The 26,955-nt window shown below is 75.0% G+C and carries 21 protein-coding genes and 1 pseudogene; 7 read left to right on the top strand and 15 right to left on the bottom strand.

Annotated elements, in window-relative coordinates; translation table 11 throughout:
• Nucleotides 1-116: 116 nt before the first annotated feature.
• From ACIG0D_RS12335 to ACIG0D_RS12300, 8 genes are all read right to left on the bottom strand, one after another.
• Entirely contained in the window at nt 117-1,370 is a 1,254-nt protein-coding gene (locus ACIG0D_RS12335; protein ID WP_399799030.1) for an ABC transporter substrate-binding protein, read from the bottom strand.
• Nucleotides 1,367-2,476: a branched-chain amino acid ABC transporter permease gene (locus ACIG0D_RS12330; RefSeq protein ID WP_399799027.1), complete on the bottom strand. Its 1,110-nt coding sequence runs from the start codon at nt 2,474-2,476 to the stop codon at nt 1,367-1,369. Before ACIG0D_RS12330 ends, ACIG0D_RS12335 begins: the two co-directional genes overlap by 4 nt.
• Nucleotides 2,469-3,365, bottom strand: coding sequence for a branched-chain amino acid ABC transporter permease (locus ACIG0D_RS12325; protein ID WP_399799025.1), 897 nt, complete (start codon nt 3,363-3,365; stop codon nt 2,469-2,471). Before ACIG0D_RS12325 ends, ACIG0D_RS12330 begins: the two co-directional genes overlap by 8 nt.
• Nucleotides 3,362-4,162, bottom strand: a complete 801-nt coding sequence (locus tag ACIG0D_RS12320) for an ABC transporter ATP-binding protein (protein ID WP_399799023.1) — start codon at nt 4,160-4,162, stop codon at nt 3,362-3,364. Before ACIG0D_RS12320 ends, ACIG0D_RS12325 begins: the two co-directional genes overlap by 4 nt.
• Entirely contained in the window at nt 4,159-4,983 is an 825-nt protein-coding gene (locus ACIG0D_RS12315; RefSeq protein WP_399799021.1) for an ABC transporter ATP-binding protein, read from the bottom strand. The genes ACIG0D_RS12320 and ACIG0D_RS12315 overlap by 4 nt, the downstream gene beginning before the upstream one ends.
• 241 nt (nt 4,984-5,224) lie before the next feature.
• Nucleotides 5,225-6,508 carry a PucR family transcriptional regulator gene (locus ACIG0D_RS12310; RefSeq protein ID WP_399799018.1) on the bottom strand — a complete coding sequence of 428 codons (1,284 nt, stop codon included), beginning with the start codon at nt 6,506-6,508 and terminating at the stop codon, nt 5,225-5,227.
• Nucleotides 6,509-6,634: 126 nt separating this feature from the next.
• Nucleotides 6,635-10,414, bottom strand: a complete 3,780-nt coding sequence (locus tag ACIG0D_RS12305) for a LuxR C-terminal-related transcriptional regulator (protein WP_399799016.1) — start codon at nt 10,412-10,414, stop codon at nt 6,635-6,637.
• Nucleotides 10,415-10,606: 192 nt separating this feature from the next.
• Nucleotides 10,607-11,533 (bottom strand): alpha/beta hydrolase, encoded by a 927-nt coding sequence (locus ACIG0D_RS12300; RefSeq protein ID WP_399799013.1) that lies wholly within the window; start codon nt 11,531-11,533, stop codon nt 10,607-10,609.
• A 304-nt stretch (nt 11,534-11,837) separates the two neighbouring features.
• Here ACIG0D_RS12300 and ACIG0D_RS12295 point away from each other — a divergent pair, with 304 nt between their 5' ends.
• A complete protein-coding gene (locus ACIG0D_RS12295; protein WP_399799011.1) occupies nt 11,838-12,743 on the top strand; it encodes a Gfo/Idh/MocA family protein in 906 nt (301 codons plus the stop codon).
• 18 nt (nt 12,744-12,761) lie between these two features.
• On the opposite strand, the pseudogene ACIG0D_RS12290 reads toward ACIG0D_RS12295, so the two are convergent.
• Nucleotides 12,762-13,117 (bottom strand): annotated as a pseudogene (locus tag ACIG0D_RS12290) (hypothetical protein).
• A gap of 278 nt (nt 13,118-13,395) precedes the next feature.
• Between ACIG0D_RS12290 and ACIG0D_RS12285 the strand changes: the two are divergent.
• Nucleotides 13,396-13,602, top strand: coding sequence for a hypothetical protein (locus ACIG0D_RS12285; RefSeq protein WP_166004236.1), 207 nt, complete (start codon nt 13,396-13,398; stop codon nt 13,600-13,602).
• Between the two features lie 50 nt (nt 13,603-13,652).
• Here ACIG0D_RS12285 and ACIG0D_RS12280 read toward each other — a convergent pair whose 3' ends face one another.
• From ACIG0D_RS12280 to ACIG0D_RS12255, 6 genes are all read right to left on the bottom strand, one after another.
• Complete coding sequence (locus ACIG0D_RS12280; protein ID WP_399799008.1) at nt 13,653-14,159, bottom strand: DUF5709 domain-containing protein; 507 nt, start codon at nt 14,157-14,159, stop codon at nt 13,653-13,655.
• Nucleotides 14,160-14,302: 143 nt separating this feature from the next.
• Complete coding sequence (gene prcB, locus ACIG0D_RS12275) at nt 14,303-15,145, bottom strand: proteasome subunit beta (RefSeq protein WP_399799006.1); 843 nt, start codon at nt 15,143-15,145, stop codon at nt 14,303-14,305.
• A gap of 80 nt (nt 15,146-15,225) precedes the next feature.
• Nucleotides 15,226-16,167, bottom strand: a complete 942-nt coding sequence (locus ACIG0D_RS12270; protein ID WP_399799003.1) for a lysylphosphatidylglycerol synthase domain-containing protein — start codon at nt 16,165-16,167, stop codon at nt 15,226-15,228.
• Entirely contained in the window at nt 16,164-17,624 is a 1,461-nt protein-coding gene (locus ACIG0D_RS12265) for a hypothetical protein (protein ID WP_399799001.1), read from the bottom strand. Before ACIG0D_RS12265 ends, ACIG0D_RS12270 begins: the two co-directional genes overlap by 4 nt.
• Nucleotides 17,625-17,850: 226 nt before the next feature.
• Nucleotides 17,851-20,193, bottom strand: coding sequence for a glycoside hydrolase family 65 protein (locus ACIG0D_RS12260; protein ID WP_399798999.1), 2,343 nt, complete (start codon nt 20,191-20,193; stop codon nt 17,851-17,853).
• A complete protein-coding gene (locus tag ACIG0D_RS12255) occupies nt 20,190-20,948 on the bottom strand; it encodes a beta-phosphoglucomutase family hydrolase (RefSeq protein ID WP_399798996.1) in 759 nt (252 codons plus the stop codon). Before ACIG0D_RS12255 ends, ACIG0D_RS12260 begins: the two co-directional genes overlap by 4 nt.
• Nucleotides 20,949-21,076: 128 nt before the next feature.
• On the opposite strand from ACIG0D_RS12255, the gene ACIG0D_RS12250 reads away from it, so the two are divergent.
• From ACIG0D_RS12250 to ACIG0D_RS12230, 5 genes are all read left to right on the top strand, one after another.
• Nucleotides 21,077-21,733 (top strand): nucleoside/nucleotide kinase family protein, encoded by a 657-nt coding sequence (locus ACIG0D_RS12250; protein WP_399798994.1) that lies wholly within the window; start codon nt 21,077-21,079, stop codon nt 21,731-21,733.
• A 154-nt stretch (nt 21,734-21,887) separates the two neighbouring features.
• A complete protein-coding gene (locus tag ACIG0D_RS12245) occupies nt 21,888-22,331 on the top strand; it encodes a hypothetical protein (protein ID WP_399798991.1) in 444 nt (147 codons plus the stop codon).
• 75 nt (nt 22,332-22,406) lie between these two features.
• Complete coding sequence (locus ACIG0D_RS12240) at nt 22,407-23,324, top strand: MurR/RpiR family transcriptional regulator (protein WP_399798989.1); 918 nt, start codon at nt 22,407-22,409, stop codon at nt 23,322-23,324.
• A gap of 288 nt (nt 23,325-23,612) precedes the next feature.
• Nucleotides 23,613-23,993 (top strand): hypothetical protein, encoded by a 381-nt coding sequence (locus tag ACIG0D_RS12235; protein WP_399798986.1) that lies wholly within the window; start codon nt 23,613-23,615, stop codon nt 23,991-23,993.
• A gap of 255 nt (nt 23,994-24,248) precedes the next feature.
• Entirely contained in the window at nt 24,249-26,720 is a 2,472-nt protein-coding gene (locus tag ACIG0D_RS12230; RefSeq protein WP_399799290.1) for a SpoIIE family protein phosphatase, read from the top strand.
• The last annotated feature ends 235 nt before the right edge of the window (nt 26,721-26,955 follow it).

Here is a 26,955-nt window from a genome sequence, read left to right as displayed (position 1 = left end):
GCCTGGCCTCACAGGCTGCACATCCTAGGGACCCGTGGGTCACGGATGCCAGTGCGTGGCGGAAACCGCCGGAAGGTGATCCGCTGCGGACCACCTTCCCAAACACCTTGGCGGGCTTACGAGTTCAGGTACTCCTCGACACCCGGCGCCTTGTGCGCCTCCTCCGCGACCACGATGCCGCCGACCGCCTTGGCGTCCGGCTTCAGGACGTACGTCTCCACGCTGGCCGGGCGGTCGACGTCGGAGAAGTCCTGCGGGGTGCCCAGGCCGGTGTCGGCGTTCTTCTGGGAGCGGTGGGCCTTCACCACGTCCTCGCGGGCCAGGCTGCCCGCCTCACAGGCCTTCTTCAGGTCGGCGCCGAGGAGCTGGGCGGCGTTGTAGCCGGAGAGCACACCCGAGTCGACCGGGGAGCCCGGGAACTTCTTCTCGTACGCGGCCACCATCTTCTTCACGCCCGGCAGCTCCGAGCTGACCGCGGGTGCGGCGCTGACGACGTGCAGCATGGCCTCCAGGGCCTTCGCCGCGGGGGTCTTCATCAGCTGCGGCGCGAAGCCGGGGGCGCTGCTGACGATGGGGACCCGGAGACCGCGCGAGGCGGCGACACCGGCGAGGGACGCCGTCTGGGCGGGGCCCGCGCTGATCAGCACGGCCTTCACCCCGGCCTCGCGCAACGCGGAGACCTGGGCGGACAGATCGGTGTCGGTGGCCTTGATCTTCTGGTCGACGATCTTCAGGCCCGCGCGCTTCGCGGCCCAGGTGGAGCCTTCCAGGGCGTTGGCGCCGTAGTCGCCCTCGAAGTAGACGTGGCCGATGGTGTCGCCCTTCTTCAGGCCCTTGGTGCGGGTGAGGAAGTCGACCGCGGCGATCATGTCGACGTCGTACGTGGTGCCGAGGACCTGCACGGGGTCCTTGCCGAGCAGGGAGGCGGCCCAGGCCTGCGGGAACGTCAGCAGGTTGTCGCGTTCGATGTCGTCGATGAGGGCTGCGACCACCGGGGAGCCGATGACCTGGGGCAGGGCGACGACGTCGGAGGAGAGGTCGGCGTAGGCGGTGACGGCCTTCTGCACGTCGTAGCCGTGGTCCTCGACGACGATCTCCACCTTGCGGCCGCAGATGCCGCCGGCCGCGTTGGTCTCGTCGGCCCACATCTTCTGGGCCTGGACGATGCTCTTGCCGAGGGTGGCGTAGGGGCCGGTGAGGTCGGTCAGGGCGCCCAGCCGGATGCGGTCGTCGGTGACGCCGGGGCCGGTCTTGACGCCGTCGGCGGCGTCCCCGGGCTTGTCGCTCTCCGCCTTGGAGCTGCAGCCCGCGATCAGGAGTGCCGCGAGGGCCGTGGCGATGAGGGTTCTGGTGGTGCCGGTGGTGTTCACGGGGTGTGCTCCTTGGGTCGTGCGGGTGAGGCGGACGGGAGGGTCGCGGGTGCGGCTTTCGTACGGCGGCTCGCGACGCGGGCGCGCAGCCGGCGGGCGAGTCCGTGCAGGCCGTCGGGGGCGTACAGGAGGATGAGGACGATGGCGGCGCCGTAGAGGTAGCGGGCGGCCTCGGTCGGGCCGACGGCTCCCTCGGCGCTGCCGGGCGGGGTGACCAGCGGCAGATGGTCGGCGTACCGGGTCATCAGCAGCGGCAGGGCGGTGACGAAGACGGCGCCGGCGGTGGCTCCGGCGACCGAGCCGAGCCCGCCGATGACGATCATGGCGAGGTAGTCGACGGAGAGGACGAGCCCGAAGTAGTCGGGGACGATCCGGCGGAAGCCGAGGGCCAGCAGCGCTCCGGCGAGGCCCGCGTACATCGAGGAGACGACGAAGGCGGCCGAGCGGTAGCGGGCCACGTCGACGCCCATGACGGCGGCGGCGGTCTCGCTGTCGCGTACGGCGACCAGGGCGCGGCCGGGGCGTCCGCGCAGGATGCCGCGGGCGGTGAACCAGGTCAGCGCGAACAGGGCGAGGCCCAGGTACCACAGGCGTTCCTCGGCGCCGAACGGCACGCCGAGCACGACCAGTTCGGGGTCGGTGTCGGCGAAGGTGAAGCCGCCGAGGGTGAGCGGCGGGACCGAGCGGCCGTTGAAGCCGCCGGTGACGGAGTCCGCGGTGAGCAGGACGTGGTGGCCGAGGAAGACCAGGGCGAGGGTGGCGACGCCGAGGTAGATGCCCTTGACGCGGCCGGCGACGGGGCTGAACAGGCCGCCCGCCGCTCCGGCGAGGAGGACCGCGAGGACGAGGGCGAGCGCGGGCGGCAGGCCGGGGCCGGGTTCGCCGGCCAGCCAGGCGTAGCCGTAGGCGCCGACGGCGAGGAAGAAGGCGTGGCCGAGGGAGAGCTGGCCCGCCGTCCCGGCCAGCAGGCCGAGGCCGACCGCGCCGATGGCCGCCGCCATGGCGAACAGGCCGATCCGCAGCCAGAAGGCGTCCAGATAGAACGGCAGGGCGGCGAGGAGCAGCACCGGCAGCAGGAACCTGCCGCGCTTGAGGAGGTCAGACACGGACCGCTCCCTTCCCGCCGAACAGCCCGGTGGGCCGTACGAGGAGGACGAGCACCATCACGGCGTAGGGGGCGACGTCGCCGAAGCCCTCGCCGAGGACGTGCAGTTCGGACTGGTAGCCGGCGACCAGGGCCTCGGTCAGGCCGATGAGCAGGCTGCCGGCGAGGGCGCCGGGCGGGGAGGCCATGCCGCCGAGGATCGCGGCGGGAAAGGCCTTCAGGGCGATCTGCCCGGTGGTGCGTTCCAGGCCGGGGGCCGGGAAGGCGGCGAGGAACACGGCGGCGAGCGCGGCGAGCGCTCCGGCCAGGCACCAGGCGAGCACGCGCACCCGGGAGAGGCGTACGCCCATCAGGGCCGCGGCCTCCAGGTCCTCCGAGGCCGCGCGCAGGGACAGGCCCCACGCGGTGTACCGGAAGAGGGCGAACACCCCGCCGATGACGACGGCGGACACGGCGATCGCGGCGAGGCGGCTGTCGGCGACGGTCACCGGGCCGATCTCGGTGACCGCGTCGCCCCAGGGATCGCCGGTGGTGAGGAGATCGCCGCCGATGCGCCGGGCGAGGTCGGTGACCAGGACGATGTCGACGCCGATGGTGACGATGGTCTGCACGTGCGCGGCCTTCGGGTCCCGGTCGCCGCCGCGCAGCAGCAGCCGGTCCATGGCGCCCGCCACGAGCGCGGTGACCAGGACGGCCGCGGCGAGGGCGCCGGCGAAGCCGAGGTCGTCGTGGAGCACGGCGGTGAGGTAGCCGCCGAGCAGCAGCAGGGAGCCGTGGGCGAAGTTGAGCACCCCGGACGCCTTGAAGATCACGACGAAGCCGAGGGCGACCAGGGCGTAGACCGCGCCGAGCGCGAGGCCGTTGAGCAGGTGGTCCAGGAAGCCGGTCATGCCGCGTCCTCCCCCGTCTGGTCGGTGCCGAGGTAGGCGCGCAGCACCTCGGGGTCGCGCCGCACCTCCTCGGGGGTGCCGTGGGCGATGGCGCGGCCGAAGTCGAGGACGGTGACCTCGTCGGCGAGGCGCATGACGAGCCCCATGTCGTGCTCCACGAGGACGACGGACAGGCCCAGTCGCTCGCGGACGTCGTGGATGATTTCGGCGGTGCGGGCGCGTTCGGCGCCGTTCATGCCGGCCACCGGTTCGTCGAGGAGCAGCACACGCGGCTCCAGGCACAGGGCGCGGGCGAACTCGACGCGCTTGCGGTCGCCGTAGGACAGCACCGCGACCGGGGTGTCGAAGAGGTCGCCGAGTCCGGTGAGTTCGGCGATCTCGCGGGCGCGGTCCCGGTGCGCGCGCTGTTCGCGTACGGCGCCGGGCAGGCGCAGGGCGCTGGCGGCGAAGCCCGCGCGGGTGAGGGCGTGGCGGCCGAGCATCAGGTTGTCGGCGACGGTTCCCTCGGTGGTGACGATGTTCTGGAAGGTGCGGGCCACGCCGAGGCGGGCGATGCGGTGCGGGGCGAGCCGGGTCAGCTCGGTGGTGCCGAGCCGGACGGTGCCGGACGCGGGGCGGGTGAGGCCGGACAGGACGTTGAAACAGGTGGACTTGCCCGCCCCGTTGGGCCCGATCACCGCGTGCACCGAGCCGGGGGCCACGGTGAAGGAGACGGCGTCGAGCGCGGTGAGACCGGCGAACCGGACGGTGACGCCCTGGACGGCCAGCTCGGGGGGCGGTGTGGTGCGGTCGCTCACGCGGCCCCCTGACCGTGTGCGGACGCGCTGTCGTGGTCGCTGCCGTGGTCGCTGTCGTCGTCGGCCTCGCCGAGGTAGAGGCGGCGTACGGCGTCGGTGCGGGCGAGTTCGTCGGCGGGGCCGGACAGGCGGACCTCGCCGACCTCCAGGACGTACGCGTGGCGGGCCAGCGACAGCGCCATGCCGGCGTTCTGCTCGACCAGCAGCACGGCGGTGCCCTGGGCGTTGATCTCGCGGATCACGTCGGCGATCCGGTTCACCATCAGCGGAGCGAGGCCGAGGGAGGGCTCGTCGAGCAGGAGCAGGCGCGGGGCGGCCATCAGGGCGCGGCCGATGGCGAGCATCTGCTGTTCGCCGCCGGAGAGCAGTCCGGCGGCCTGTCCGGTGCGCTCGGCGAGCCGGGGGAAGAGCGCGAAGACGCGGTCGCGGGACTCGCGGACCAGGGCGGGGCTGCGGCGGCCGAGGCCGAGCCCGCCGGTGCGCAGGTTCTCGTCGACCGTCAGACCGGCGAACACCCGCCTGCCCTCGGGGACCTGGACCACTCCGGCGCGCACGGCGGCGACGGGGTCCCGGCCGTCGAGTCCGGTGTCGCCGTAGCGGATCCGGCCGGCCGTGACCGTTCCGCGGTGCAGGCGCAGGGTGCCGGAGACCGCCCGCAGCAGGGTGGTCTTCCCGGCGCCGTTGGCGCCCAGCAGCGCGACGACGCCGCCGTGCGGGACGGTCAGGGACACCGAGCGGAGTGCGGACAGGGCACGGCCGTACGTCACGTCGAGATCCTCGACGTGCAGCGCGGGCTCGTCGCCCGGTGGGCTTTCAGGCATCGCGGCTCCTCGGACCCGTGCCGCGCGGGCACGGGTGTTCGGGGGAAGGGGAGCTCACGACAGCACGGGCGCCGCAGGCCGGTACAGGGTTATCGGGGTGGTGGGTGCGCGGTCCCAGCCGGGGGGCCTTCGGGTTGTGCGGATGCCCAGGGGGACGGGGGGGTTCCGGCACACGTGAAGGGCCGGGCTCCGGCGCGTGGCAGCGGCGGCGGGGCCCGGCCCTCGGTGCGGCGCGGCGGGGTCAGCCGCGGAGCAGGCGGCGCGCCGTCAGCGCCAGGCTGATCTCGACGAGGTCGGAGGGGCGGGCCAGGCAGCGTCCGGTGAGCTGCTCGAAGCGGCGCAGGCGGTTCAGGACGGTGTTGCGGTGGCAGTACAGGCGCTCGCCCGCCCGTTGCGCGGAGCCGTCGCAGGCCAGCCAGGTGGTCAGGGTGTCCAGCAGGATCTCGCGGTCGGCGGGCTCCACCCGGTCCAGCGGGCCGAGGACGCGGTCGGCGAGGGTGGTGCCGAGTTCGGGGGACGACACGACGAGGGCCGCGGGCAGGTGCTCGGCGAGCCGGATGGTGCCGCCTTCCGCGGGGCACATCCGCAGCGCGGTGTCGGCGAGTCTGCGGGCCTCGCCGACGGAGGCCAGTCCGTCGACGGCGCCGCTGACGCCGATCCTGGCGCCCGCGTCGCCCGTCGGCTCGGGGAGACCGCCGTCGTCACCGTCACCGCCGTCACCATGGCGGTCGCCGAGCAGGACGATGCCGTAGTCCACGTCGACGCCCGCGTGCCAGTGGACGCGCGCCCCGCCCCGGACGACGGCCGCGCCCCGGGCACCGCCGAGGCCGCCGTCGGCGACCGCGACCACCACGTACCGGCCGTGCTCCGGCATCTCCAGGGCCCGCGCGGTGTCGGGCAGGTCGGCGATCCGGCTGGTGCCGTCGAGGAGGGCGGCGGCCAGCAGCCGGACCTGGTTCTCACGCCGCCAGGTCAGCTGCCGTTCGACCTGCCGGTAGGCGTCGGTGACGATCGTGCAGTGCTCGTCGACGAAGTTCCACACGTCGGCCGCGACGTGGACGAGCAGCCGGACGTCCTCGGGCGCCCGCCGCGAGGTCTCCTCGACCAGCCCCTGCCACACCAGGGACCCGCCGAGCCGGAACGCGTGCAGTACGGCGTCCAGCGGCAGGCCCTGCTCGGCGCGGGTGGCGCCGATCCGCCAGGAGCAGCGGCGCGCGCCGTCGCGGGCGCCGCGCGGGTCGAGCAGCGAGGCCACGCTGTGCCGCAGCGAGCGGTGTATCTCCTGCCAGACGCCGACGGGGTCGCTCTCCACGGCGGCCCGGTAGGCGGGTTCCTGGTCCTGGACGACGGCCAGCAGCCGGTCGGTCAGGTCGGCCAGGTCGTCCATCAGCACGCGCGCGGCGCGGTGCAGGACGCGGATGGCCTCCGCGTCGATCAGCGACCGGACGCGCCGGGTGCGCGGCTGCGGCGCGGCGGTCACGGCCGGGCGGGGCGCCGCCGTTCGGGTCCGTACGGCAGGGTGCATCGCGGTCCTCCCCCAGGGTCGGGCTTCGCGGCGGTGCCGGGTGCCGGGCCGGTTCCCCCTGACCCGTGCGGTGGCGACCGCCTGACTCGTCCTGCCCGGAAGGATGACATACCGTCCGGTCGGTCCCTAGAGCTGTGCACGGGTCTTTTCGGCCCGTTCGACCAGGCGGGCCAGTTCCACCCGGGACCGTACACCGAGGGCGGCGAACACATTGCGGAGGTGATAGTCGACGGTGCGGGTGCTGACGGACAGGCTCCGGGCCACTTCCCGGTTGGTGGCGCCCTGGGCGACGTACCGGGCGATCCGCCACTGCTGCGGGGTCAGCCGGGCCAGCGCGCCCGGGCCCGCCACGGGCCCGCCCGGCGCCGGACCGGGCGCCGCCGCCCCGTTCGCCCGCAGCTCGGCGCGCGCCTGCTCGGCCCAGACGTGGGCGCCGCAGCGGTCGAAGCCGACCAGCGCGGCGCCGAGCCGGTCACGGGCCTCGCGCGGCCGGCGGCGCCGGCGCAGCCACTTGCCGTACAGCAGCTCGGTGCGGGCCCGTTCGAATTCGCCGCCCGCCTGTTCGTGCAGCGCCAGGGCCCGTACGTACAGCTCGCCGGCCCGGTCCGGCGGGGCCAGCAGCGCGTGGCAGCGCAGCAGCTGGGCGGGGGCCTGCGGGTCGGCGCCGAAACCGGCCCAGAAGGCGAAGTCCGCCACGACGCGCCGGGCGTCCTCGGCGCGGCCGGCGTGTACGGCGGCCTCGACGAAGCAGGGGACGGCCAGCATCCACACCGCGAAGTGGCCGCGCCGGGGCCCCGGGCACACCAGCGGGCCGAGCCGGTCCGCCGCCTCCAGGGGACGGCCGCGGCCCAGGTCGGCGCGGGCCGCCGCCCACTGGGCGAGGGTGGCCGGCTGCGCCAGCCCGTGCGCGCGGGCCGTCGCCAGGGCGGCGCGCACGTGCCCGTCGACGGTGTCGCTCTCGCCCTCGATGGACGCCGCCAGGGCGAGTACGGCGTGATGGTGGGCCGCGGTGTTGCGCTGACCGGCGCGCAGCGCGGCCCGCAGCCCTTCCTCGGCGTGCGTCCGGGCCTGGGCGTGCCGGCCGGCGCGCAGTTCCGCGTAGGCCAGGTACTCCAGGGCCTGCGGGACGAGCGCGGCGGAACCCCGGACCCGCGCCGCCGCCAGCGCCCGCGCGCCCGTCCCGGCCGCCGCCGGCATGTCCCCCAGGACCAGCGCGGCGGCAGCGGACCGCAGCAGGTCCTCCGGTTCCCCGGCGGTACGGGCCCGGTCCACGACGCGGCGAAGAGGCGCGGTGGCCAGGTCGAGACGTCCGTCGAGGAGAGCGGCCAGGCCGAAGCGGTAGTCGTCCGTGCCGTGGCCCGCACCTCCCAGCGCCTCCCGCAGAGCCGCCAGATCACCGGTCGCCCAGGCCGCGTCGACGGCGGCGAGCGCGGCGGTCGCCGCCTGGGCCGGCGCGGCGGGGGCGAGGTGAGCGGCTGACGCGGCGTGGACCGGCCCGGCGGGGTCGAAGTGGGCGGTCGCCGCTTGGGTCGGCGCGGCGGGGGCGAGGTGAGCGGTCGCCGCCAGGGTCGGCGCGGCGGGGGCGAGCTGAGCGGCGGCGGACAGCAGGGAGGCGGCGGACAGCAGCGACGCGCGGGCGTCGGCGACGGGGCCGTCCCGGAGCTCGGCGAGCCCGCGGACCAGCTCGGCGCGGCCGCGGAGCAGGTCGGGTGCGGGGCCGAGGGCCGGGGCGGGTGCGGCGCCGCGGGCCGGGTCGGGTGCGGGGCCGCGGGCCGAGTCGAGTGCGGGGCCGGGGACCGCGTCAGGTGCGCGGCCGGCGACCGGGTCGGGTGCAGGGCCACGGGCCGGGGCGGATGCAGGGCCACGGACCAGGGCGGATGCAGGGCCACGGGCCGGGGCGGATGCAGGGCCACGGACTGGGTCGGGTGCGGGGCCGGCGACCGGGTCAGGTGCGCGGCCGGCGACCGGGACGGGTGCAGGGCCACGGGCCGGGGCGGGTGCAGGGCCGGGGGCCGAGTCGAGTGCGGGGCCGGGGACCGGGTCAGGTGCGCGGCCGGCGACCGGGGCGGGTGCGGGGCCTTGGACCGGGTCCGGCGTCGAGCCGCAGACCAGGTCGGGCGCCGAGCCGCGCACCGGGTTCGGCGCCGGGCCGCAGACCAGGTCGGGCGACGCCCCGCCCGCCGCGTCGGACGCCGAGCCACGGACCAGGTCCGGCGCCGGACCGCCCTCCAGGCCGGACGCCAAGCCACCGACCAGTTCCGGCGTCGGGCCGCCCTCCAGGCCGGACGCCGAGCCACGGACCAGGCCCGCCACCGGGCCGCCCTCCAGGCCGGACGCCAAGCCACCGACCACGTCGGGCACCGGACAGTGGGCGCCCTCGGCGAGGAGGCGCAAGGCGTGGCGAGGGCGGCCGGCGAGCAGTTCCTGTTCCGCGGCGGCCGTGTACCGTTCGCGGCGCGCGAGGCCGGGTGGGGTGAGTTCCGCGGCGCGTGTGAGGGCCGTGGCGCGCAGCCGGTGCGAGGGCGCGGTGGCCGCGGCCGTAGCGAGCTGGGCCGCTCGCGCGGGGGCCGGTGCGGTGGTGGCCCAGGCCTCGTGCAGCAGGGCGGGCAGTTCCTGCCCCTGCGCGCGCAGGACGTGGGCGAGGGCGTGGTGCGCCGCGCGACGGCGGTCGGGGTCGGCTCTGGCGTAGACGGCTCTACGGGCCAATGGGCTCGCGAAGCGGAGGCGGCCGTCGGAGGGGAGCAGGGTGTCGTGGAGCGGTGACGGTGAGGCTTCGTGAGGCGCTGGGGCGTCGGTGAGGGCCGAGGTATCGGACGGCACTGCCGTGTCGGAAGAGGCCGCGGCCTCGGGAAGCGGCCACGCCTCGGGAAGACCTGGGGCGTCGCGGAGGACTGAGCCGTCGGGCAGAGACGCGGCCCCCGAAGACGCCGGGGCGGCTGCAAGCGCCGAAGCATCCGGAACGACAAGGCCGTCGGGCCGGCCGTGGCCCCCGCGCACGACCAGCGGTTCGTGGAGGGCGTCGAGCGACGCGAGGAACCCCGAGGGCGCCGACAAGCGTTCCTGTGCGGCGCGGACGACGGCGGCGTCCGTCTCCGGGTGCTCCGTGCCCCGTAACGCTGCGGCCGTGATCAGGAGCAGATCGGCGGCTGCGGGGGTCGGGGCGGCGGGCCACTCCCCCGTGACGCCGGTCAGGGTCCGGGCGTCGGCGAGCGGCCGGGGCGGGTCCTGGCTGCCGGAGAGGTGCGCGGGGGTGAGCCGGCGGAGCATCGCGAGCAGCAGCGCGGGGTTGCCTTCGGCCTCTTCCAGCAGGTCGTCGCGGAGGGCGGGGTCGACGGTGCCGCCGGTCACCTCGTCGAGGAGCGCCGCGGCGGCCGACGCGGGGAGCGGGTGCAGCGGCAGGGCGGGCAGCCCGGCGAAGTCCCGGTCGGCCGGGCCGGGTCCCACGGCGGTGAGGAGGATGCCGACACGGTCGGCACCGGGGAGACGGCGGGCGGCGTGGGCGAGGGCGGTGCGCGAGGGGGCGTCCCAGAGGTGGGCGTCGTCCAGGCACACGAGGAGGGGGCCGTCCCCGGCGGCGGTGCGGAAGGCGTCCAGCAGGGTCCGGGGCGCGGTCCCGGGGTCCAGGGCGTCGGCGGGCGCGTGTCCCGCGGCGGCGGTGAGCGCGCGGACACCGCCGTACGGCCGGGGATCGGCCGCGTCGCAGCGGACGTACAGCACCGGTCCGGCCCGGAAGGCGCGGGCGGCCTCGTCGAGGAGGGTCGTACGGCCGAGTCCGGGCTCGCCGGTCAGGACGAGCGCGGTGCTGCCGGTCCGCAGCCGGTCCGCCAGCCCGGCCAGGAGGTGCCGCTCCGCGCTCCGCCCGTGGATCGGCGGTGCCGTCGGCACGGCGGTCGTCTGTCCGGTCATTCCCGCGACGTTACGCGCGAGTAACGGAAGGCGGAAGGCGGACGTCCGCGTCCGGCCGGGCGTCTGTGCCGCCGCCCAACCGGCGAGCCCGCGCCGCGTGCGCGCGCACAACGCCACGACCACAAATCCCATACGGCCACGGCGGCCGCGTGAGGTACGCGACCGCCGTGGTGCCCTGAGGTGGCGGCGGGGTCAGGAGGTGTGCGGGCAGTTGCCCCGGTACTCCTCGATGGTCAGGCTCGGCCGCGGCAGCGGGCACAGGAACTGCTCGTAGCGGGTGTCGTTGTCGATGAACCGCTTGAGCCAGCTGATGCTGTACTTCGCGATCGTCGTGTCGTTGCTGTTGGGCGTGAAGTGCGTGGCGTTGTTCAGCTCCAGGTACGCCTTGTCCAGCGACGACGGCAGGTTCTGGTAGAACGGCTCGGCGTGGCTGGAGACCGGGGCGATGGTGTCGCCGTCGGCGCCGATGATCATGGTGGGCGTGCGGATCTCGGACCAGGTCTTGTCCAGGTTCCACGGCGTCAGCGGGATCGCGGCCTGGAGGGAGGGCCGGTCCTTGGCGGCCTCGAGGCTGCCGCCGCCGCCCATCGAGTGGCCCATCACGCCGAGCCGGGTGGCGTCGACCCGGCCGCGCACGGAGCTGCGCTGGGTGAGGTAGTCCAGCGCGGCGAGGAGCTGGTCACCGCGGGAGTCCGGCTGGTCCATCGTGGTGTTGGTGTCGATGGTGAAGACCACGAAGCCCTGGGAGGCCAGGCGCGGGCCCAGCCAGGCGATCGAGGACTCGTAGGCGGTGAACCCGGGCGAGATGGCCACGGCGCCGAAGGTGCCGTCCGCGGTGGTCGTCGGGTAGTAGATGGTGCCGCCGCCGAAGCCGGTGACGGCCAGGGAGGAGACGGAGGTCTGCGAGACGGCGTACGGGCCGCGCAGGGCCTCGATGCTCGCCTGGGTCGGCGCCGGACCGCGCTCGTAGGGGTTGTCGGCGGCGTGGGCGCCGGTGCCGCTGAGGTTGCCGAGTCCGATCAGGGCCGCGGTGGCGGCGGCGAGCCCGGTCAGGCGGCCGGTGCGGCGGCGTCGGCGGGGGGCTGGGGAGTCGGCGTGGTGCTGCGCATGCTGCTGCACGTCGAGTCGTCCTCTCTGTCGTGCGCCTGCGAGGGTGTGGGGTCTGCCGTCGGAACGGCTCGCCCACTGTCGGGGCGGCACGGGACAGAGGGCACCGGCAAAATCACCGGCCTCGTGGCCCACGCCGACCGGATCCGGCCCCTGCCCGTCCCCCGGGCCACCGCCGCCAGCCCTCCCCAGGCAACCGGCTTGCGCGGGCCACCGGTTGGTGTGGCAGGCTCGGTGCGGCCGGGCACGCGGGTGCCGGCCGGACGGGCACGGGGGTGCCGGTCGCAGGATGTTCGACACCGTGGAGGCGTGACGTATGCGCATCGGACTGCTCGGCACCGGCCCCTGGGCACGGATGGCCTACGCCCCCGCCCTGGCCGGCCACGACGGACTGGACTTCGCGGGCGTGTGGGGCCGGCGCACGGACGCCGCGAAGGAACTCGCGGACCTGCACGGAGTACGCGCCTACGACGACGTCGACGCACTGCTCGCCGACGTGGACGCGGTGGCCGTGGCCCTGCCGCCGGATGTGCAGGCCGAGCTGGCGGTGCGGGCGGCGCGGGCGGGCCGTCATCTGCTGCTGGACAAGCCGCTCGCGGTGACGCCGGAGCGGGCCCGGGCGGTGGCCGAGGCCGCCCGGCAGGCCGAGGTGGCCTCGGTGGTCTTCTTCACCACCCGCTTCCAGGCCGAGACCGAGGCCTGGATCACCGAACAGGCGGGCACCGACGGCTGGTTCACCGCCCGCGCCCAGTGGCTCGCCGCGCTGTTCAGCCCGGAGCCGGGCGGCGCCCCCGTCGGGGACAGCCCTTTCGCGGCCTCCCCGTGGCGGCGGGAGAAGGGCGCTCTGTGGGACATCGGTCCGCACGCCCTGTCCGTGCTGCTGCCCGTGCTCGGCGACGCCCGCCGGGTGATCGCGGCAGCACCCGGCCCCGGTGACACGGTGCACCTGGTCCTCGCCCACACCGGCGGCGCGTCCAGCACCCTCACGCTGAGCCTCACCGCCCCGCCCGAGGCGGCGGGGGCCACCGTGGAGCTGCTGGGCACGGCGGGCGTCGCCGTCCTCCCGGACAGCTCCGAGGGGATCGTCCCCGCCCTCACCCGCGCCGCGGACGCCCTGCGCGACTCCGCCGCGACCGGCCGCCCTCACCCGTGCGACGCCGCGTTCGGCCTGCGCGTCACGGAGATCCTGGCCGAGGCGGAGGCACTGCTGCGGCGATCCTGAGCCGGCCGGCCGCTCGGGTCAGGCCGCGGACTCCTCGAGTTCCTCGAACGGCTCGTCGCTCCACCGGAACCATGGCCGTCCTCGATGTGCAGGAGGAACTCGGGCACCGGGCCGTCCGGTGAGCACAGCGACACCCGTCCGCGTATTTCGTCGTAGACCTTCTCCCACGCGTCCACCAGCGCGTCCTCGTCCCGCTCCGCGAGTCGCTCGACCAGCTCCAGCTCGCAGGCGAACAGATCACGGAGGGTGTCGTCGTACGCCGGGCCGGGCGTGAATCCGCCCGACAGCCAGGGGAAGTCCGCGTCGTCGATCAGGATCTCCCCGACCCGATCGTCCCCACTGCGCACCTGCCAGATCTCGCCCTGGAACCCCACGCCCGCCCCCTCGTCACTCGGCGTCGATGACCGTCACGCACAGCATGGCACCCGCCACTGACAACACCCCGCGGGCCGAAGCGAGAGGTTACGTCCGGCCCCGCGGCGGTACCCCTGCCGCAACGGGAGCATGCGACCGGAGTCTGTGCTCCAGCGCTTGCGGAAGGCGTGCCCCGGGCGCTTCCGGATGCACTGCGCGCTCCCTGGGTGAATGGTGTTATCAGACCCGTTGCCAGCACCGGGGCCGAAACAACGAACCGGATCGAGGAGCGGAGATCATGTCGACGTCACATTCCGGCGCGTCCCGGCCGTCTCAGGACCGCGCCACCCCGGACAGCCTGCTCCACGCCCGCACCGGCACCGACGTGTCGCCGGAGGACCTGGTCCTGGCCTCCGGCAAGGACCTCACCCCCCGCAACCTGGAATGGGCCAAGCGCAAGCTGGCCCAGGAGGGGCCGGCGGCCCTCGACAAGCTGCTGCCTTGAGCCGGCCGCCCGGCACACTCCTCCCCCTGACGCGGGCCCGTCCGTCCGCGTCAGGGGGTTTCCTCCTCCACCGGTGACGTCATGTCGTCGTCGGTGATGTGCATCGCGGCCTCCTCGGCGCCCGCGGCGCCCCCGTCGATACCCACGTCCTGGGCGACCTCTTCCCTCGTGGTGTCGGTGCGGGCGCCCTCGTCCGGGGCGACCAGACGTCCGGCGCGGGCGCCGCCCGCCTCGGGGTCGACCGGTTCGCCCTCGCCTCCCGGCAGGTCCCCGATGTCATCCCCGGCGACCTCCTGGGCGTCCGGCACTTCCTGGGCGAGCCGCTGGTCGAGGCTCTCGCCGTCGTGCTGCTCGGCCGCCGTGATGCCGTGCTTGGTGACACCGAGCGGCTTCTCCGGCGGGGAGTAGCCCTCGTCGAGGATGTCGTCGTACGTCCGCTCGTCGACCGCGTCCTGCATGTCGAGCGGTGCGGCGTCCTCCTGCTCCTCGTTGGTGCCGGTGGGCTGGTAGGCGTCGTCCGCCATCGGTTCGGGTCGCGTGCGGTCCGTCTCGCCCATGACGTCCTCCCTGTCGTGTCGGGGCTCGGCTCGTCGACCTCGGTGGTCGTCCTCTCCGCGTTTCCCGATCCCGCGGCCTCCAACCTGCTGGTTTGCCGGAGACCCACACGACCGACCACTCACCGGCCCCCATGACCCGACCGTCAGGGAGTGGCGTTCGGCCCGTCCGGGCGGATGCGGCGCTGCTCGGTCATCTCCCGGCTCAGCTCCTCCGTCTCCGCCTCGGGCAGCCGCTCGAAGCCGTCCTCGGTGATGACGGAGAGGACGGGGAAGATCCGGCGGCCGATGTCCGGTCCGCCGGTCGCCGAGTCGTCATCAGCCGCGTCCCACAGCGCGTGGAGCGCGGCGAGGGCGGCCTCGCGGCGGGTCATGCCGGGCCGGTGGAGCTTCTTCAGCGCTCCCCGGGCGAACGGCGAGCCGGAGCCCTCGGCGTGGAAGCCGGTCTTCTCGTAGGTGCCGCCGGCGACGTCGAAGCCGAAGATGCGCCCGCGTCCGTCCTCGTAGCCCGCGAGCAGCGGGACGACGGCGAGACCCTGCATGGCCTGGCCGAGGTTGTCCCGGAGCATCCCGGACAGCCGCCTCGCCTTGGCGGCGAGGCTCATCGGCGTGCCCTCGATCTTCTCGAAGTGGGTCAGCTCGACCTGGTAGAGCTTCACCATGTCGAGGGCGAGGCCGACCGTGCCCGCGAAGGCGACCGCGGTGTGGTCGTCGGCGGGGTGGACCTTCTCCAGGTCGCGCTGGGCTATCAGGTTGCCCATGGTGGCCCTGCGGTCGCCGGCGATCAGCACACCGTCGCGGTAGGCGAGGGCGAGCACGGTGGTGCCGTGCGGCGCGGTGCCGGGGGCGGCGCGTACGCCGTCGGGCAACGGGCTGCGGGTCGGCAGGAGTCGGGGGCGGTGGGCCGCCAGGAACTCGGTGAAGGACGCGGTCCCCGGGGTGAAGAACTCCGCCCCCAGGCGGCCCGCCTCCGTCGCGTCGTACGCCATGCCACTCCCCCTCGCCCACGCCCTCCGCCCGACAACCGGACTCCTACCAGCGGCGGACAGCCGGGAAACACCTGTTCTCCTCACAGGGCCCGGCGCCGCACCAGCACCGCGAGCACCAGCAGGCCGGGGAGCAGCGGCAGCCAGACGGTCAGCAGCCGGTAGCCGAGCACGGCGGAGGCCGCCGCGGCGGCCGGGGCGCCGGCGGCGACCAGGGCGAGGGCGAGCGCCGCGTCGAGCGAGCCGAGGCCGCCGGGGGTGGGCAGGAGGGCGGCGGCGCCGCTGGCGGCGAGGTAGACGAGGGCGACCCGGGCGGGCGGCAGGGGCAGGGCGACGGCCTGGGTGACGGCGATCAGCGCGACGGCGTGCAGCACGACGAAGGCCAGCGATCCGCCCCACAGGGCCGCCACCCGGTGCGGCCGGGCGTGCACCGCCCGTACGTCCGTGAGCACGGCGGCCATCGCCCGGCGGCAGCGCGGCCACAGCCGCGCGGCGGCCAGCAGCAGGGCCGGCACCCCGGCGAGGACGAGGACGAGCGCGCCGCCGGAGGCCTGCGGTAACCGGAGGGCCCCGGGACAGGCCAGCGCGAGAAGGGTGATGAGCACGCCGCGGATCACCGCCCCCGCTGTCGCCTTGACCGCGTACGCGGTCGCCGCGCCGGCCGCCGGGAGGCCGCAGCGCATCAGGAAGCGGAGGTTCACGGCGCCCGCGCCGAGCCCCGCGGGCAGCACCTGGTTGGCGGCGGAGGCGGCGAACTGCGTGGCGACGAGCCGCCCGGCGGGCAGACCGCGCGTCACCGCGCCCTGCTGGGCGAGCGCCGAGCACACCCAGGTCGCCGTGACGGCGGTGGCGCCCACCAGCAGCCATCCGTGGTCGGCGACGGCGAGCCGCCCGGCGCCGCTCGCCAGCACCGCCCAGTGCCAGTGGGCCAGGCACCCGGCGGCGATCAGCACGGTCAGGGCGAGCAGGGTCTGCCAGTACGTCCGGCGGCGAGTGGACGCCGCGGCGGGCGCCTGTGGGGTCACGCGTGCCCGCCCTCGCGGGGCGCCGGGGCGAGGTAGAGGTGGAGCCGGTCGAACCGGTACGGCGCCCAGGAGCGGGCGTACGACGGCGGCGCGCCGCTCGACGTGCCGAGCGCGGCGACCGGGATGCGGCGGGTGGCGTCCAGGATCGCGGGCACGGTGATGTTGGCGTTGTTGCCGCCGGTCGCGGCGGAGGAGCAGCCGGTGTAGTAGGCGAGCGGGATGGCGGTGTGGCCGGTGAGCAGGCAGGGGGGGCGGACACCGAGCCGGTGCAGTTCCCCGGCGGTGCGCGCCCAGGCGCGGCGGTCGTCGACGGTGCGCTGGACGGTGCGGTCCAGGATCGCCCACTGCACGGCGAGATGCCCGGCCAGGCCGAGTGCGACGACCGCCGCGACCGCCGGCCGCCAGTCGCCCCGCGGGGTGGTGACCAGGCGCCACAGGGCGTCGGCGACGGGGATCGCGGCCAGCGCGTAGGCGGGCAGCAGGAAGCGGGGGGCCGCGTAGCCGATCATGAACAGGTAGGGCACGGCGGCCGTGACGGCGCAGGCGAGCGGCAACACGGTCGGCAGGGGCCGCCGGGCGCGGACGGCGATCACCACGGCGACGGCGGCCAGCGCCCACAGTGCGAACCACCACAGGTATACGGCCGGGTTGGGCAGCGGGCCGGTGCAGGGCCGGCACAGGGTGCGGCCGATCAGGCCGCGCAGTTGGTCGTCGACGGCGAAGTGCCAGCCGAGCCCGCCCTGGATGCGGGAGGCGTCGGCGAGCCGCTGGGCCAGGCCGCCGTGGCTGAGGTAGGCCTCGACGATCCACTGGGCGCCTCCGGCGGCGAGGCCCGCGACGAGCACGGCGAGCGGTCGCCACCGGCGTCCGGCGAGGGCGAGCACGAGGAGGGGGGCGGTCACGTAGACGGCGTCGGTGGGCCGCATCAGCGCCATCAGCGCGGCGCTCGCCCCGATACCCACCAGGGCGGCCCGGTCGCGGTCGCCGGCGCGGGCGCGCAGGAAGCAGCCGACGCAGAACAGTCCACCGACGGCGACCCAGTAGTTGGGCATGGCGCTCGGGGCGTAGAAGAGCGTCACCCACAGGGTGGCGAACAGGGCGCCGCCGGTGGCCAGGACGCGCGCCGGGAACAGGCCGCGCCAGGTGCGCAGGGCGAGGTAGAGGGCGAGGCCGGAGAGGACGGCGAGGTAGACCCGCAGCAGCGCGGTCGACGCCGACCAGGAGGCGATGGGGGCGACCAGCACGGTGACGCCGCGGGCGCGGGGGGCGCTGAAGAAGGCGGGCGGGGCGTGGTCGCCGACCTGGCTGACGTAGACGATCTCGTCCCAGCCGAGGCCCATGGCGGGGGGCACCAGCAGGAGTTGGGTGGCGGTGAACGCGCCCGCCACGACCGCGATCGCGCTGGGCGTGCCCAGGCGCAGGGCGCCCGCGCGGGTGACGCTCACACTCTCGGCCATCGTCTTGTCCCTCCCCCCACCGGCTCGCGGGGCGGTTTCTGACGCCCGCACGGTCGCACGGTCCGTGGGCCGTCGGGTGATCACCAGAAAAACAGGGACAAACTAACCCATATCGTCCGAGGTTGCAGCGCGCCGGACGCGGCCGGCCTCCGGGCAGCCGCTCGCTCGGAGCATCGGAGCATGCCGGAGGGTCGGCGCACCCGGAGCGTCGGCGCGCCCCGGAGATTCAGCGCGCGTTGGGGCGCCGGTGCGGGGGCTGCTCCGGGGCGGGGCGGTCGGGGGTCGCGGGGACCGCGCGGACGGCCGGGCCGTCGGTGCTCACCGTCACCGGTTCACCGTGGTGGCCGATCCTGAGGGGCGGGCCGGAGAGCAGGGTGTAGACGGTCTTCTCCTGGGTGATCTCCACCCGCAGTCGCCTGCCGAGGATCTGCAGGGAGAACGCCAGACGGCTGAACCGCTCGGGCAGCCGCGGGGCGAAGTCGAGGGTGTGGCCGTCCCGCCGCATCCCGCCGAAGCCGGCCACCAGGGCCATCCAGGTGCCCGCCAGCGAGGCGATGTGCAGTCCGTCGCGGGTGTTGTGCTCCAGGTCGGCCAGGTCCATCAGGGCGGCCTCGGCCGTGTAGTCGTAGGCGAGCCGCAGATGGCCCGACCGGGCCGCGACGACGGCCTGGACGCATGCGGAGAGGGAGGAGTCGCGGACGGTCAGCGGCTCGTAGTAGGCGAAGTTGCGGGCGATCTGCTCCTCGTCGAAGTGGCTGTCGCAGGTGTACATGGCGAGCACCAGGTCGGCCTGTTTGACGACCTGTTTGCGGTAGAGGTCGAAGTACGGGAAGTGCAGCAGCAGGGGGTACCGGTCGGGGCCGGTGGCGGTGAAGTCCCAGCGCTGGTGGCGGGTGAAGCCCGCGTGCTGCTCGTGCACGCCGAGTTCGCGGTTGTACGGCACGTGCATGGCCTCGGCGGCGTCCCGCCAGGCGGCGCTCTCCTCGTCGTCGACGCCGAGCCGCTCGGCCTGCTCGGGGTGGCGGCGTACGGCCTCGGCGGCGGCCAGCAGGTTCTGCCGGGCCATCAGGTTGGTGTACACGTTGTCGTCGACGATCGCGCTGTACTCGTCGGGTCCGGTGACGCCGTCGATGTGGAAGACGCCCTCGTGGTCGTGGTGGCCGAGGGAGCGCCACAGGCGGGCCGTCTCCACCAGCAGTTCCACGCCGGTGTCCCGTTCGAAGGCGGTGTCGCCGGTCGCCGCGGTGTAGCGGGTCACGGCGTCGGCTATGCCGGCGTTGACGTGGAACGCGGCGGTCCCGGCGGGCCAGTACGCCGAGCACTCCGAGCCCTCGATGGTCCGCCAGGGGAAGGCGGCGCCGGACAGGCCGAGCTGGGCGGCGCGCTCCCGGGCGGCGGGCAGGGTGCTCTGCCGCCAGCGCAGCGCCTCGGCGACCGCCTCCGGCGCGGTGTAGGTGAGCAGCGGCAGCACGAACATCTCGGTGTCCCAGAAGGCGTGACCGTCGTATCCGGAGCCGGTCAGGCCCTTCGCGGGGATCGCGCGGCCCTCGGCGCGGGCGCCCGCCTGGAGGACGTGGAAGAGCGCGAAGCGGACGGCCTGCTGGATCTCCTCGTCGCCGTCGACCTCGACGTCGGCGCGCGCCCAGAAGTCGTCCAGGTAGGCCCGCTGGTCGCGCAGCAGGCCGTCGAATCCGCTGTGCGCGGCGGCGGCCAGCGCCGCCTCGACCTGGTCGCTCATCGCGGGCCGGGAGCGGGCGCCGGACCAGCCGTGGGCGACCAGTTTCTCCACCCGCAGCCGCTGTCCGGGCTCCAGCACGGAGGTGACGGTCAGCCGGGCCACGTCCACGTTGCTCTCGGCGGAGGTCGTGGTGCGCTCCGGGCCGCTGACGGTGTGGTCGGCGGCGACGGCGACGCGCAGTCCGCTGCGCCGGGTGCGGTGCACCAGCCGCAGCCGGGTGCCAGAGGCGAAGTCCTCCTCGGGCTCCAGCGGCGACTTCAGCGCCCGGGCGGCGCGCGGGTCGCCGTTCGGCTCGGGCAGGCTCTCGTTGGCGACCAGCTCCGACTGGATGACCACCCGGGTGCGGCTGTCGACGGGCTCCACCTCGTAGGCCACGGCGGCGATGGCCCGCTGGGTGAGCGAGACCAGCCGGGTGGAGCGGACGCGGACCGTGGAACCGGCCGGGGAGGTCCACTCGCAGACCCGTTCCAGGACGCCCCGGCGCAGGTCGAGGGTGCGCTCGTGGGCGACGAGCCGGCCGTAGCGCAGGTCGAACGGCTCGTCGTCGACGAGCAGCCGCAGCACCTTGCCGTTGGTGACGTTGATGACGGTCTGGCCGGACTCCGGATAGCCGTAGCCCGCTTCGGCGTACGGCAGCGGGTGCAGTTCGTGCACCCCGTTGAGGTAGGAGCCGGGCAGGCCGTGCGGTTCGCCCTCGTCGAGGTTGCCGCGCCAGCCGACGTGCCCGTTGGACAGCGCGAACACCGACTCGCTCTGGGCGAGGACGTCCAGCTTGAGGTCGGTCTCGCGGACGGTCCACGGTTCGACGGCGTACGACCGCTGCGCGATCACCCGGCGTCCCCCAGCTCCGCCAGGTCCTCGACGACGACGTCCGCGCCGTGCGCGTACAGCGCCTCGGACTGCCCCACGCGGTCGACGCCCACGACGTACCCGAAGCCGCCGGCGCGGCCGGCGTCCATCCCGGCGAGCGCGTCCTCGAACACGGCCGCCTCCTTCGCCGTCACGCCCAGGTCTCGGGCGGCGGCGAGGAACGTGTCCGGGCGGGGCTTGCCGGGCAGCCCGCGCTCGGCGGCCACCACGCCGTCGATCCGGACGTCGAACAGGTCCTCGGCGTCGATCGCGCGCAGTACGTCACGGCAGTTGGCGCTGGAGGAGACGATCGCGGTGCGCAGCCCGCGGGCGCGGACGGCATGGAGATAGCGCAGGGTGCTGTCGTAGGCCTCGACACCGCCGGACCGGATGCGCTCCAGCAGCAGCTCGTTCTTGCGGTTGCCGAGGCCGTGGACGGTCTCGGCGTCCGGTGGGTCGCCGGGTTCGCCCTCGGGCAGTTCGATGCCGCGGGAGGCGAGGAAGGTGCGCACGCCGTCGGCGCGGGGGCGTCCGTCGACGTACTCGTCGTAGTCGGTGACGGCGTCGAACGGCCGGAACCGCTCGCCCTCGCGCCCGCGCAGGAACGCGTCGAACGTCTCCTTCCAGGCCGCGGCGTGCACCACGGCCGTCCGGGTGACGACGCCGTCGAGGTCGAACAGACAGGCCTGGATCCCCCGCGGAAGGCCGAGTTCCGTCTTCTCCGTCATCTCCGTCATGAAGACACGGTTCCCCGCATCCGGGTCGGCAGCGAGTGGCGCACGCCACATGGAGGGCGCACTGTGGCACGTTCGGCCCGCCGCCCCGCCCTCCCTGCTGGTCCGGCCCCGGTGCCACACTCTGTCGCATGCCCCTGACCTTCGACGACCTCCTCGCCCGCGCCCGCGCGCTGACCGCCGGCGGGCGGCGGGCGCTGCTCGGTATCGCCGGGTCGCCCGGCGCGGGCAAGACGACGCTGGCCGAACGCCTGGTGCGGGAGCTGAACGGCAGCGGCGAGCCGTGGGTCGCCCATGTCCCGATGGACGGCTTCCACCTCGCCGACGTGGAACTGGAGCGCCTGGGCCGCCGTGACCGCAAGGGCGCGCCGGACACCTTCGACGCGGCCGGGTACGCGGCACTGCTGCGCCGCCTGCGCGAGGACGACGGCGAGGGCAGTGACGACATCGTCTACGCACCGGGCTTCGAACGCGACCTCGAACAACCGCTCGCCGGTGCCGTGCCGGTACCGCCCACGGCCCGGCTGGTCGTGACCGAGGGCAACTACCTGCTGCTGGACACCGGCGCGTGGGCCCGGGTGCGCCCCCAGCTCGACGAGGTCTGGTTCTGCGCCCTCGACGAGACCGAACGCATCCGCCGACTGGTCGCCCGCCACGAGCAGTTCGGCAAGGCCCACGCCGAGGCGGTGGCCTGGGTACACCGCACGGACCAGCGCAACGCGGAACTGGTCGAGGCGACCTGGGAGCGCGCGGACCTGGTGGTGCCGGTGGCGGAACTCGCCGGTTAGCGTGCCGGCATGCGGCTGGACATCACCGTACTGACGGTCGACTGGGAACACCTGCTGCGGACACCGGTCGAGCGGCGGGTGCCCGTTCCCCTGCACCAACGGCCCGTACAAACCGCACTTCTGGGCCGGGCAGGGCTGGGAGGACGTCCGCGAGGTGGCCGAACCCGCGCTGCGGGCGGCGCTGGACGCATTCCTGAGCGGCCTGTTCTGGCATGACGACCCGCCGAGGCCCCCGCTCGAAGGCCTGCTCCACCCCGCCGCCGGCCGGGAGGGGCCGGGCCTGCCGGTCGCCTGCACGCCCGCCGACGTGACCCGGCCGGCCGCCCGGTGGGCCACGGCCGAGCCGCTGCTGGAGGGGCGGCGTGTGGCGTACGGCGGCCACGCCGCGGACCCGGGCGGGTGGATCGCGGACTTCGACGCGTCCGCCGTCCTGCTGCGGGAGTGGGCCGTGGTGGTGACCGAGGCGGACCGCCGGGGCTGGGGGGTGCTGGGGGGCCGTACTGAGACCGGGCGCCGGGGACGGTGCGCCCCCGAGGGGCCTCGGGCCCTCGGCTTCCCCGGGCGCCGGGCCCACTCGGTCGTCGTCCACCGCAGGTGAGAGCCGTACGGCGACGCTGGTCGGCGCGGGGCGTGAGCTATGTTGAATCGCGTGGGAAGCAAAGGAGGCGCACCGGTGCCATCGCCGCAGCAGGCACGCGCACAGGCATCCGCGATCACCTCGGGAAAGATCGCACCGGAAGCGGAGGCCGCCCCGACTTCCCAGCTCAGGACGCTCTTCGACCGGCCTCGGCTGTCGCCTGGGCAGCGGCGCATCGCACAGTATCTGATCGAGCACATCACCGAGGCCGCGTTCCTGTCGATCACGGATCTGGCCGAGCGCGTCGGGGTGAGCCAGCCGTCGGTGACCCGGTTCGCGGCGGCGGTCGGCTTCAGCGGCTACCCGGCGCTGCGGGAGAAGCTCCAGTCGATCGCGCTGGGCACGCTCGCGGGCGGCCCCGCCGAGGAGGACCGCGCGAACGAGCTTCAGGCCGCGGTCGACGCCGAGATCGAGAACCTGGAGAACCTGCGGCGCGACTTCGCCGACCCCGACCAGGTCATCGCGATCGGCCGCGAACTGTCCGCGTCGACGCCCCTGACCGTGCTGGGGCTGCGGATCTCCGCCTCGCTCGCCGAGTACTTCGCGTACGCCGCGCGGCGCATCCATCCGGACGTACGGCTGGTCACCCGGGGCGGCACCGTCGCCTACGACGCGCTGCTCCAGTCGCGGTCGGCGGGCGGCACCTGGGTGCTGGCGTTCTCCCTGCCCCGGCACGCGCAGGAGACCCTGACCGCGGTGCGGGTCGCCCGTGACGCCGGGCTGCGCGTCGCCCTGATCACCGACCTCGCGCTCGGCCCCGTCGCCGACGAGGCGGACGTCACCTTCGCCACCGGGACCGGCTCCCGGCTGGTCTTCGACTCCTACGCCGCCCCCGGCGTGATGGCCGCCGCCCTGCTCCAGGCCATGACCGACGCCGACCCGGAGCGGACCCAGGCCCGGCTGGAGTCGTACGAGCAGATCTCCGACCAGCACCAGTTCTTCCTGCGCGACTGAGCCCACGCACCCCTGCCGCCGAACGGCGACCCAAGGGGACCACTCATTTCAAAGCGCGCATGAATGTTTTCATACGTCTTGCAAAGCCGATGGCATATATAAATACTTCTCGCGGATCCCGCATCACCGCGGACCCCCGAAGCCGCCGACCCTACCCGCGACGGCCCGGGTGTCCGGCCGGGCGTCGCACCGCGCACGCCCACCGCGGCGGCTCCCCGGTCATCCCCTAGGCCGGGGGCCCGCCGCGTCCGTCGTCCCATCCTTCAGCGACGCAGCACATTGGAAGCGATGCTCATGCCCTTGACGACCACGCGCATCAGCCCGGACTGGCCCTGCCAGGTCAAGACCCCCGGCAGCTACGACTGGGAGCGCTCGGCGGCCAAGTGGCTGCGCGAGCTGGTGCCGTCGCGGTACGCCAGCTATCCGGCACTCATCCGCCACCCCGTGCTGCTCGCCCGGCACGCCGAGATCCAGGTGCAGCAGGAGATCCGCGTCGCCCGCACCGCCCTCCAGACCGCCCGCGCCGACCTGCCCCGCCTCGGCATGCCCGAATCGGTCATCGAACACACGATCAAGCTGTACGCCGCAGAGGTACTGCAGCTCCAGCACATCGCCCGGAGCGTGCGCGCCGTCAGCCAGGCCCTGGTCGAGCACGCCGCGCATCGCTGACCGCGACCCCAGCGCCCGCCGGACAATCGACCGCGCGGCAGCACCCCGGACCACGGGATGTGCCATGCTCGTCGCGTGACGAGCGAGTCTGCCGAGCCCACCCGACCCGGCACCGGACCCGAGGCACCCGGCACTCCCGGATCGCCCGGGTCCGCCGGATCCACCGGATCGACCGGATCGACCGGATCCACCGGGTTCGTCGCCAGGCAGCGCGCCGAGAAGGACCGGCCGACAGACCCGGCCGCGACCTCGGCGGTGCTGGAGCGGGCCAAGGGCGCGCTGATGGCCCTCACCGGATGCTCCGCACGGGCCGCCCACGACGAGCTCATCGAACGGGCCCGGACGAGCCACCGCACACTGATCGAGGAGTGCCGACTGGCCCTCGCCGACGCGACGCCCACATCACCGGAGCAACCGACGGGCCGCGCCATCTCCCGCCACCGGGCCGCCGACGCCCCCGGCAACGGCCTGCCCGACCCCGACTCCGCCGGTCGCCGCGAGCCGGCCGACGGTTCCTCCGGTCACAACCCACCGCCCACCGGCTCCTCCGCCCCCGGCCATCCCACTGCCGGCTCCCCCGCCCCCACCACCGGCTCCCCGCCCCCCAGCCACCCCTCCCCCGGCCCCTCGGTCCCCGTCCCCTGCCCGTGGGAATCCACCGGGCCGGAGGACGACGGCGGGATGCTCGGGCGGCTCGGGGTGGCGCTCGGGCGGGTGGGGTCGTCGCACGAACTCGCCGGGTGCCTCCTGGAGCACCTGCGTACGGAGGCCGGTGCCGACGCGGTGATGATCTACGCCCGGCTGCCCGAGGGCGGACTGGAGCTGATCGGGCATGCCGGGATCGACCCCACGCTGGCCGCCCAGTGGCGCCGCGTCCCGCCGCTGGCCGGGATCGCCGCGCTGGACGCGCTGCGCACCCGCGCGCCGTGCTGGCTCGAGGACATCGAGCAGGACAGGCGGCGGTATCTGCTGATCGGCGACCCGCCGGAGCGCTGGCTGTCGCGCGCCTGGCTGCCCGTGGTCGCCGGTGACACCGCCGAGGTCTCCATCGGCGTACTGCGCTCCGGGGCGGGGCCGTTCCCGCCGGGGATGCGGGAGCGGCTGCGCGCCGTGGCCCGGCTCTGCGCGGGCCGGCTGCGGGCCTTCGGCACCCGGCCGGAACCCGCGGCCCACGGCGGCACCGACGCCGTACAGGCCGTCCTCGACACCCTGCCGGGCGCCGTCGTGCTGCTCGGTCCCCTGCGCACTGCGACCGGAGAGATCGAGGACTACCGCGTGGACGCGGCGTCCCCGGAGACCGTCGACGTCGTCGGGCGCACCGGCCGGGAGCTGGTGGGCCGGCGGATCCTGGAGTGCTGGCCGCCGCTGGCGGACGAGACGCTGTGGCGGGGCTGCGCGCACACGCTGGCCACCGGGGAGCCGTACGAGGGCGAGCCGTACGGGCAGTCGGACGCGGTGGCCGGGGCGGCCGAACTGTCGACCTACCGGGTGCGGGTGGCGCGGCTCGGCGGCGGTCTGGTCGTCTCCTGGGTGCGCTACGACTCCTCGGACCGGCAGGAGCGCCGACTGGCGGACGTGCAGCGGCTGGGCAACCTGGGGTGGGCGAACTGGAACCTGGTCACCCAGGAGGGCACCTGGTCCCCGCAGGCCTTCACGGTGCTCGGCCGCGATCCGGGGCAGGGTGCGGTACGGCTGGCCGACCTCCCCGCCCTGGCCGTGCCGGAGGACGCGCCCGTCCTGTCCCACGCCCTCGAGGGGCTCGTGGAGGAGGGCCGGCGGGTGGACGCGCCGTTCCGGATCAGGACGGCGAGCGGGGTACGGCATCTGCGGATCGTCGCCGAGGCGGTCACCGATCTGCGCGGCACCCCGGTGGAGGTGCACGGGTTCCTCCAGGATCTGACCGCCCAGCGCCGCGCCGAGCTGGCGCTGGTGGCCAGCGAGCGCGCGATGCTCACCCAGCACGGGGCGCTGCGCGCCGAACGCGCGCTGGCCGGGCGGTTGCAGCACGCGCTGCTGCCGCTGCCGGACAAGCCGCTGCGCCTGGCCGGGCTGCGGGTCGAAGTGGCGTATCTGCCCGCCCAGTCGGGGGTGCAGGTGGGCGGCGACTGGTTCAGCGCGATCGAACTGGCCGACGACGCCGCCCTGTTCGTGGTCGGCGACGTCGCGGGGCACGGGGTCGGAGCGGTGGCCACGATGGCCCAACTGCGGTTCACCGCCAAGGGAATGGTGATCACGGGGTCGTCGCTGACGGGTGCGCTGGGCCGGCTCAACACCCTGCTGCTGCACTCGCGTGACTCACGTGGCACGGCGACCCTGGTGCTGGCTCGCTATCAGGCGCGCGGGCGGCGGCTGGTGTGGGCGCAGGCCGGTCATCCGCCGCCGCTGCTGCTGCGCGACGGCGTGGCGCGGTTCCTGGACCGGCCGCGCGGCGTCCTGCTCGGGGCCAGCGCCGAGCCGTCGTTCGAGGAGGCGGAGTGCCTGCTGCGCCCCGGGGACCGGCTGCTGCTCTACACCGACGGTCTGGTGGAACGCCCTGGGGAGGGCATCGACAGCGGTCTGCAGCGGCTGGCGCAGGCAGCGATGCTCCACGACCGCGACGAGCCGGGCTCGTTGGAGCCGCTGCTCACGGCGATGCTGGAGGGCGAACGGCGCGACGACGTGTGCGTACTGGACATCCGGGTCCCGGCCGAGCCGGAGCCGGAGCCGCAGACACCCGGGACGGAATGACGGCCGCGGCGGGTGACGGCCCGATGGCGTGACGGCCGGACGGGGCGACGCCGGACGGGGCGACGCCGGACGGCGTGACGACCGTGTGGGGTGACATCCATGTGGGGTCCCAGCCGGGCGACGTGACACCGTGTCGGGTGACACGGCCGCACTGTGTGACGGCCCTCGCCGGAGCGAGACCACCGGCGAAGGGTCGACCGGAGCCACCGGCGAAATGCCGACCGGAGCCACCGAT

This window comes from Streptomyces sp. NPDC052773, assembly GCF_044547145.1.
In the GTDB taxonomy this organism is placed as follows: domain Bacteria; phylum Actinomycetota; class Actinomycetes; order Streptomycetales; family Streptomycetaceae; genus Streptomyces.
Note: the sequence above shows the minus strand (reverse complement) of the source record. Positions and strands in the feature narration are given on the sequence as shown.

What these genes read in the sequence shown, in the direction of transcription:
- ACIG0D_RS12310 (WP_399799018.1), bottom strand. Translation starts at nt 6,508, where the DNA reads ATGCACCCTGCCGTACGGACCCGAACGGCGGCGCCCCGCCCGGCCGTG.
- ACIG0D_RS12280 (WP_399799008.1), bottom strand. Translation starts at nt 14,159, where the DNA reads ATGGGCGAGACGGACCGCACGCGACCCGAACCGATGGCGGACGACGCC.
- ACIG0D_RS12295 (WP_399799011.1), top strand. Translation starts at nt 11,838, where the DNA reads ATGCGCATCGGACTGCTCGGCACCGGCCCCTGGGCACGGATGGCCTAC.
- ACIG0D_RS12255 (WP_399798996.1), bottom strand. Translation starts at nt 20,948, where the DNA reads ATGACGGAGATGACGGAGAAGACGGAACTCGGCCTTCCGCGGGGGATC.
- ACIG0D_RS12315 (WP_399799021.1), bottom strand. Translation starts at nt 4,983, where the DNA reads ATGCCTGAAAGCCCACCGGGCGACGAGCCCGCGCTGCACGTCGAGGAT.
- ACIG0D_RS12285 (WP_166004236.1), top strand. Translation starts at nt 13,396, where the DNA reads ATGTCGACGTCACATTCCGGCGCGTCCCGGCCGTCTCAGGACCGCGCC.
- ACIG0D_RS12250 (WP_399798994.1), top strand. Translation starts at nt 21,077, where the DNA reads ATGCCCCTGACCTTCGACGACCTCCTCGCCCGCGCCCGCGCGCTGACC.
- ACIG0D_RS12305 (WP_399799016.1), bottom strand. Translation starts at nt 10,414, where the DNA reads ATGACCGGACAGACGACCGCCGTGCCGACGGCACCGCCGATCCACGGG.
- ACIG0D_RS12325 (WP_399799025.1), bottom strand. Translation starts at nt 3,365, where the DNA reads ATGACCGGCTTCCTGGACCACCTGCTCAACGGCCTCGCGCTCGGCGCG.
- prcB (WP_399799006.1), bottom strand. Translation starts at nt 15,145, where the DNA reads ATGGCGTACGACGCGACGGAGGCGGGCCGCCTGGGGGCGGAGTTCTTC.
- ACIG0D_RS12265 (WP_399799001.1), bottom strand. Translation starts at nt 17,624, where the DNA reads ATGGCCGAGAGTGTGAGCGTCACCCGCGCGGGCGCCCTGCGCCTGGGC.
- ACIG0D_RS12235 (WP_399798986.1), top strand. Translation starts at nt 23,613, where the DNA reads ATGCTCATGCCCTTGACGACCACGCGCATCAGCCCGGACTGGCCCTGC.